The organism is Seramator thermalis (genome assembly GCF_004138125.1).
In the GTDB taxonomy this organism is placed as follows: Bacteria; Bacteroidota; Bacteroidia; order Bacteroidales; family Dysgonomonadaceae; genus Seramator; species Seramator thermalis.
Genome location: NZ_RXHS01000019.1, coordinates 35,810 through 42,884, shown reverse-complemented (window position 1 = coordinate 42,884; position 7,075 = coordinate 35,810). Strand labels below are relative to the sequence as shown.

Annotated in this window: 6 protein-coding genes; all 6 read right to left on the bottom strand. The window is 39.6% G+C overall.

Features of this window, described 5'->3' with window-relative positions; all coding sequences use genetic code 11:
• Positions 1-153 precede the first annotated feature (153 nt).
• The 6 genes from EJN84_RS11350 to EJN84_RS11325 all read right to left on the bottom strand — a co-directional run bounded on the left by EJN84_RS11350 (position 154) and on the right by EJN84_RS11325 (position 7,060).
• Complete coding sequence (locus EJN84_RS11350; RefSeq protein ID WP_129595531.1) at positions 154-672, bottom strand: OmpH family outer membrane protein; 519 nt, start codon at positions 670-672, stop codon at positions 154-156.
• Positions 673-744: 72 nt separating this feature from the next.
• A complete protein-coding gene (locus EJN84_RS11345; protein WP_129595530.1) occupies positions 745-1,257 on the bottom strand; it encodes an OmpH family outer membrane protein in 513 nt (170 codons plus the stop codon).
• 110 nt (positions 1,258-1,367) lie between these two features.
• Complete coding sequence (locus EJN84_RS11340; RefSeq protein WP_129595529.1) at positions 1,368-4,091, bottom strand: BamA/OMP85 family outer membrane protein; 2,724 nt, start codon at positions 4,089-4,091, stop codon at positions 1,368-1,370.
• A gap of 39 nt (positions 4,092-4,130) precedes the next feature.
• Positions 4,131-4,904: an isoprenyl transferase gene (locus EJN84_RS11335; protein ID WP_262707361.1), complete on the bottom strand. Its 774-nt coding sequence runs from the start codon at positions 4,902-4,904 to the stop codon at positions 4,131-4,133.
• Between the two features lie 10 nt (positions 4,905-4,914).
• Positions 4,915-5,613: a type IX secretion system protein PorG gene (gene porG, locus EJN84_RS11330; protein WP_129595527.1), complete on the bottom strand. Its 699-nt coding sequence runs from the start codon at positions 5,611-5,613 to the stop codon at positions 4,915-4,917.
• Positions 5,614-5,695: 82 nt separating this feature from the next.
• A complete protein-coding gene (locus EJN84_RS11325) occupies positions 5,696-7,060 on the bottom strand; it encodes a DUF6242 domain-containing protein (protein ID WP_129595526.1) in 1,365 nt (454 codons plus the stop codon).
• Between the last annotated feature and the right edge of the window lie 15 nt (positions 7,061-7,075).

Here is a 7,075-nt window from a genome sequence, read left to right as displayed (position 1 = left end):
ATATTCAGCTATAAAAATACAAAATATTTTGCAATTACACAAATCGTTTATCCTGTTTTTTCCCTGTTTTTTATGATATTTCCCAACTAAAAAAAGAGACTGTCCTTACTTTTGAGACAGCCCCTTTTTATTTTTAAACCGGAAAACTTATTTTTATTGCAATCCGAGTTTTGTTTTTACAAGTGGAGTTGCATTTTCGGAAGTGTTGTGGATATACACGATCTGTGAAGCCTGAGTCGCTATATCGAAGATGTAAGCATACCCTTTTTCGTCGCCGACAGCTTTGATTGCGTCGGCAATTTTTTTGTTTACTGGAGCAACCAGTTTTTGGTATAATTCCTGTTGTTCCTTGTCACTGTTTTGCAAAAATTGTTGATAACGTTCCTGGATTTGAATCAGTTGTTTTTGCTGGTCCTGTTTCACCGCATCGCTTACAGTAGTGTTGTTAGCAGCCTTGCTAAATTCATCCAGTTTTGTGTTGTACTCTGTTTGGAGAGCTTCAGCATTTTTCTTCACTTGTTCCTGTTTGTCATTCAACTGTTTTTCGATGTCCGGAACTTCGGGCATTGCCATAAAAATTTCCTGTGAATTGATGTAGGCAATTTTACCGCTTTGAGCAAAAATTGCCATAGGGACTAGTGCAGCAATAAAGATAATAAGTTTTTTAAGCATAATGAATTTGTGTTCGTTGTTAAATATTTTGTATTGTCTTTTTAATTGCAAGCAAAGATAAACTATTTATTTTTAATATCCTAACTTAGCTAATACTTGGTCGCTGATATCAATGTCGGGTGATGCAAAAATAATAGGGTTCGCAGAAGCTCTGTCAATGACAATTTTATATCCCGACGAAATCGATATTTCTTTTACGGCGTTATAAATGTTATCTTGAATAGGTTTCATGAATGCTTCGCGTTGTTTAAACAATTCGCCCTCCGGTCCGAAATATTTCGTACGAAGTGTTTGCAATTCTTTCTCCTTAGCTACAATTTCATTTTCTCGTGCGGTTTTTTCAGAAGGGCTTAACTTAGCCAAATCGGCCTGATATTTCTTATACATTGACTCCACTTCGTCGGACAAGGCGTCGATTTCGCTTTGCCATTTTGCAGAAGTTGTTTCCAATTGTTTGTTGGCATTTTCGTATGACGGAATTTTTTTTAGAATATATTCCATGTCGATCAGTGCATACTTTTGTGCAAAAGTATTTTGTAAGCCAAGTACGCAAAAAATTCCTACAAATAAAAGTATCTTTTTCATTGCTGTTGCGGTTGATGTTATTATATCATTCGTTAATTATGACATTGGCAATTGAGTTTTGTTTATTAGCCCATTGTATAAATATTGTTAAACAACTCTCAGATCTCAGATCAGAATTCTTGTCCGATAATGAAATGGAACTGACTTCCACCATAGGATCGCGAGCCGTTTATAGGATCAAATCCATATGCCCAGTCGATGCCCATCAAGCCAATCATGGGCAGAAAAATGCGTGCACCTACACCGGCCGATCTTTTCAAATCGAACGGATTGAATTCGTTCAGCGTTTTCCATCCATTTCCTGCTTCAACAAAAGCTACGCCGTAGATAGTAGAATTGGGTTCGAGGATGAACGGATAGCGAAATTCCATGCCAAATCGAGTGTAAGCTCGACCTTCCATAACGATTGAATTGTTTTCGTATCCTCTCAGGGCAATATTCTCCGTCGCAAAAGAGCTTGAGTATCCGGACATACCGTCACCTCCAACGTCAAAGGTTTCGAAAGGCGTTATTTTATGCTTGTTATAATGCCCCACGAGTCCCAATTCTACACGCGTGGCAATGACGGGTGTTCGTTTTACCGTAAGCGATGTGAGAGGCGTGAATGTGCGTATTTTGAGTTTCCACTTATGATATTCATTCCACGTATATTTCGAAGGATCTTCATATCCCATTGCATCTGTTTTCATGTTAGCATAATCTTTCCCGTCCCATAACGAAAATGGGGGCGTCAGGTTTGCCGAAAGTGTAAATTGCGAACCGGTACGTGTATAAATTGGATTATCAATCGAATTTCGGGATAAGGTCAGATTGAGTGAAATACTGTTGCTCACGCCGGTCAGGAAAGGAAACGAGTTATATCCGTACCAGTTTTTGAGGCTATATCGCTGATAAGCCAGTTCTCCCTGAAGCATGAAGTAATCATCCGGCCATTCAAGTCTTTTCCCGTAGCCTGCCGAAACACCGAAAATGCTGAATACTTTATCAGGGTCGGCTGCATATTGAGCCATATCTTCATACCCATAGCCTCCGTATCCGTATCCATAACCTCCATACCCGTAGGGATTATACATGCCATAATTGGCCATGCTGCTGGAATAATAGTTGGAATTCATGCCGGTGTAGCGTGAATAGTAGACCCCGACAGAGAAGTTGTTTGGACGTTTTCCTCCAAACCATGGTTCGATGAATGAAAATTGGTATGATTGATAATATTGACCGTTAGTTTGTGCACTCAGGATGAGCGTTTGTCCATCGCCCTGTGGGATGAATCCTTTGTATGAACCCGGATTGAGAAGGTTTCTTACGGAAAAGTTGTTCAGTTTTAAACTTAGTTTGCCAACCAATCCGGTAACACCCCATCCGGCAGAAAATTCGATTTGATCGTTTCCTTTCGAAGTAAGAGGATAGCCAATATCCACAGTGCCGTCGTCGAAATTGGGATTGATGTCCGGTTGAAGATTTTCGGGATCGAAATGTCCGGTTTGAGCCAGCTCGCGGATTGATCTGATTACGTCTTCCTGACTGTACACCGCTCCGGGTTTTGTCCTTAATTCTCTACGAATTACGTCTTCGTAAAGGCGATCGTTTCCGGAAATAATCACACGTTTAATAGTGGCTTTCGGCCCTTCTACAACACGAAGTTCAAGATCTACAGAATCGGTTTCGATATTTACTTCTACCGGTTCGATGTTCGAGAAAAGATATCCGTTGTTTTTGTAGAGATTTACCACAGCATCATCGTCACGAATCAAGCGTTCTTGAAGTTTCTTTTGATTGTAGATATCCCCTTCGGACATATTAAGCATTCGACTCAAGTCATACGAGTTGTAGATGGTATTTCCAACCCAGTTGATCGAACGCACGTGGTAAAGTGGACCTTCTTCAACCTTGATATCGATGTTGACGGTTTTTTCGTCATGTTTATATACCGAATCCCAAACTATTTCGGCGTCTCGGTAGCCAAGTTCGTGATATTTTTCGATGAGGTTTTTCTTGTCGTTTTTATACTCTTCTTCGACGAATTTTTTCGTTTTGAACAGATTTTTGAGTTTCCCTTTTTCGTTGGTTTTTTTCATCGCCCCTTTCAGTTTATTGTCCGAGACGGCTGTATTTCCAATTATGTTTATCCTGTGAACGCCGATTTTTTCCTTTTTATCGACGATAATTTCGAGGATGACTTGATTTTTTCCTGATCCATCGGGTTTTTGGTTGATGGTGACAACTGCGTCTTTAAATCCTTTTTCGTCAAAATATTGTTTGATGATGAGTTTTGCTCTGTCGATTTGATTGGGGGTAATCTGATTCCCTTTCACCATCCCTATCTTTTTATCGATATCTTCACGTTCACCTTTTTTCATTCCCGAATACTGTATGTCTGAAATTCGTGGCCGATCCGTGAGTCTTATCTCGAGCCAAACACTATCTCCTTCAATTTTATCGGCCAAAATTTTAATATCAGAAAATAAACCTTGTTTCCAGAATCTTTCAAGGGCATTTGTTATTTCCGGACCCGGAATATTTATTTTGCTTCCTTTTGAGAGCCCCGAAAACCCTATCAGTACGAAACTTTGATCCTGATACATGGTGTTTTCGATGCCGGTTACCTTGATGTCGGCAATAGTATATTGCTTAGGTGTGGCCGTGTAATTGATAACGGGCTTAGCCTCGTCCGATCCGGGCTTGAATTGGTTTGTCTGATCATCAACACCGATATTTACACTGTCTTTGATTTGTTTATCGGTGTTTTGCCGTAAAGTGTCTTGAGCAAACGTAACTGCCTGAAAAGAGATAATAAAAAATATGATAGTTGTGTAAAGCGTTTTCTTCAACATTGCCTTAATGATTACGTTGAACGTAAAAATGATCTTGAATTATGATTTTTTTTCTGATTCTATTTGTTCGCTTGTCTTTCCGAATCGTCGTTCTCTTCTTTGATAATCAACTATAGCTTCGTAGAAGTTTTCTTCGCGAAAATCGGGCCAAAAAGTATCGGTAAAGTAAAACTCGGTGTAAGCTGCCTGCCAAAGCAAGAAGTTGCTCATACGTAATTCTCCTCCCGTTCGAATCATTAGGTCCGGGTCAGGAATATCTTTGGTGGTGAGATATTGTGAAAATAAAGTTTCATTGATATCGTCTTCCGATATTTTTCCGTTTCGAACGTCTCTTATCAATTGTTTTGTTGCATGCACGATTTCCCATTTCGAAGAATAGCTGAGCGCTAGTACAAGCATTAATTTGTTTCCTTTCGAAGTAACTTCTTCACACTCCTCGAGCGCAAGACGGGTTTTTTCGGGCAGACGGTTTGTGTCGCCAATACTCTTTACTCTGACATTGTTTTTTATCAAATTATCTTCTTCCTGTCGAATAGCAAATACCATCAGATCCATCAGAGCGTTTATTTCTTCATCGGGACGGCACCAATTTTCTGTGGAAAAAGCGTAAATCGTAACGAATTTTACATTTGCATTCGATGCCGCTTCCACCACACTTTTTACCGAATTGATACCCTCTCGATGTCCATCTGCCCTTTCGAGACCATGAACTTTAGCCCATCTGCCATTGCCGTCCATGATAATGGCAACGTGCTCGGGCGACTTAGATTTGTCTATCTTGTCTAAAAACGACATTTGTTTTGATTCCTCTATTGTTGTTAATTTACATTCCGTGACAAGGATCTTTTTTCAACCCGAATTCCCATGTAAGGGAAACAAGTGTAAGAGAATACCAGTCCTGATTTTTCATAATACTGCTCTCAATTTTGTAAGGTGCGTCAAGATCGAAATTCTGTTTTTGTTCTGTAACGTCCAAATTGTCTGCAAACAGTTTTCTCATCGAGAATTCGATTCCCACATTGATACCCGTTCGAATTTTATACTTAAATCCTAATCCTAATGGGACATTCGCATTAAAAAACATGCGATCGCCCGATGCAAATGTTGCTCCTACTCCAAGCAACAAATAAGGAGTGTAAGGTTTTGTCCTCAAATAGCCATATTTGTCGCTGTAAGGAAAAAAGTTAAATTCAATTTGTGAGCCCAGTTCTACAAAAGTCCTATCGAATGAGGCGTTCATATTTGAAGGAAAGACATTTTGTGCATCTGCCGTGTTCCCGGATAGAAATCCTGCTATCAAATTGCCCTTAATTGCCCAATGAAAGTTGACATTATATCGATAAATACCTCCTATCGTTGCACCGGGATTCAAAAATAATTTTGTTTTGTTCGCATCGCCCATGTATGATGACATTCCCCCGATGATTCCCAATTCGTGAGCATATTCTTGAGAGAATAAATTTTTGGGCAGCAGGATCGCGTGCATACATACTAAAACAGAGAACACCATTTTTCGATTCATTTTATGAATTGTTTTTTGTGTTCTTAATTAAACGCGAAAATTCGTCGAAAATTATTTTTTCGCTGCAGTAATAAAAAATCCGTCAATTCACGGCCAATCTGTTGAGTCGCCCTCGCCAGACTTCGGTAAACTGAGTATTTGTATTGGATATTCCGCCGAATATCCAAATGCTATTATTCGTATCCACTACAATTGAAGCTTCTTGACGATAAGAGAAATTGTCGGGAAGTGCCTGATTGCTTTCGGCCACATGCCAAGTGTTTCCGATATCCTCTGAAATCATTAGCTTGACTTCTTCATCGTTTCCTGTTGTAAGTAAATATATCTTGTCGTCATATTCAAACAGTGTGCTACCTTGGGTTTGAAATGCAGGTTGAACCCACGTCGATGAAATTTTGTTGTCGTCTTCCTGCAGGATCCATATTTTGTCGTTTAATGATCCACTTGCAGTTTTTCCTCCCGAAACGATGTAAGATTTCGATGAATGTACATTCGACTTTGAAAAAGATAAACAGGAAAATTCTGTCGTTGGGAAATTGGCAAAATCGATGTTTGAATTTTTAATGCTGAATATCGTGAAATCATCGTATCTGGTTTTGGCAAATTTCAATTCCCCGTTCATATCAAGGATTGTCAAAACCGAATCGGGAGTATTCGGCGAGACTGCATAGAGGGCTTTTACCGTGCGAGGTGATATAATTTTCTCCCACGAAATTCCGTTGTTTGAGCTATATATATTATTTTCGGTATCGAGGGCATAGGCCGTGTATATGTCTCCGTTCGTAAGATTCGGAGAATATCCGCATAGGATGGAGGAGACGATCGTGTTGTTCGGCAACGATGAGATAGATAAAGTTTGCCACGCAACAGATCCCGGTGAGGTGGTTTGAGCCAATTGAATGCCTGCCGAAGTTTTGTAAAAAGTAAGGAAAGTATCGTCCATTAAAATGGTTTTTTGTTCGACGAAAGGCGACTCGATATAACTTCCCTGTAATTTCGTCCAGGTCAGAATATCCGGATCCTGCTGATGAATATTTAATTTGAAATCATACCGTTTAATAGTGGTCTGATCCTGAGCGATTACCTCAATTGTTTTCAATCGATCAATAGCAACAGAATCGGTCGAATTCCAAAAATAAATACTGTCCGGATCGCTGAGATATAATTTTATGGCAGAGGCGTAAGCTGTAGTAATGGATAACTGTGCATTTTTAGGTTTGAATCCGAATTCAAGCGAGTCGCGATTAAAAATCTGAGAGTTAAGTTGATCGATCGCAAATTTTGCGTTTGCCAATGTGCCGGTAGAATCATAAGCAGCCGAAGCCGAAAATGAGTAAATTTGAGCATCGTGCAATGCGTCTAACGAAACTTGCTCCGAATTTAAGCAGGAAGAAAAGAGAGCTATTCCGAAAAATAAAATGCCCCAGAAGATATATTTATAACTCATTTGTTTTAAAAGCGA

Coding starts and splice junctions, on each gene's coding strand:
- EJN84_RS11350 (WP_129595531.1), bottom strand. CDS start 672: ATGCTTAAAAAACTTATTATCTTTATTGCTGCACTAGTCCCTATGGCA.
- EJN84_RS11345 (WP_129595530.1), bottom strand. CDS start 1,257: ATGAAAAAGATACTTTTATTTGTAGGAATTTTTTGCGTACTTGGCTTA.
- EJN84_RS11340 (WP_129595529.1), bottom strand. CDS start 4,091: ATGTTGAAGAAAACGCTTTACACAACTATCATATTTTTTATTATCTCT.
- porG (WP_129595527.1), bottom strand. CDS start 5,613: ATGAATCGAAAAATGGTGTTCTCTGTTTTAGTATGTATGCACGCGATC.
- EJN84_RS11325 (WP_129595526.1), bottom strand. CDS start 7,060: ATGAGTTATAAATATATCTTCTGGGGCATTTTATTTTTCGGAATAGCT.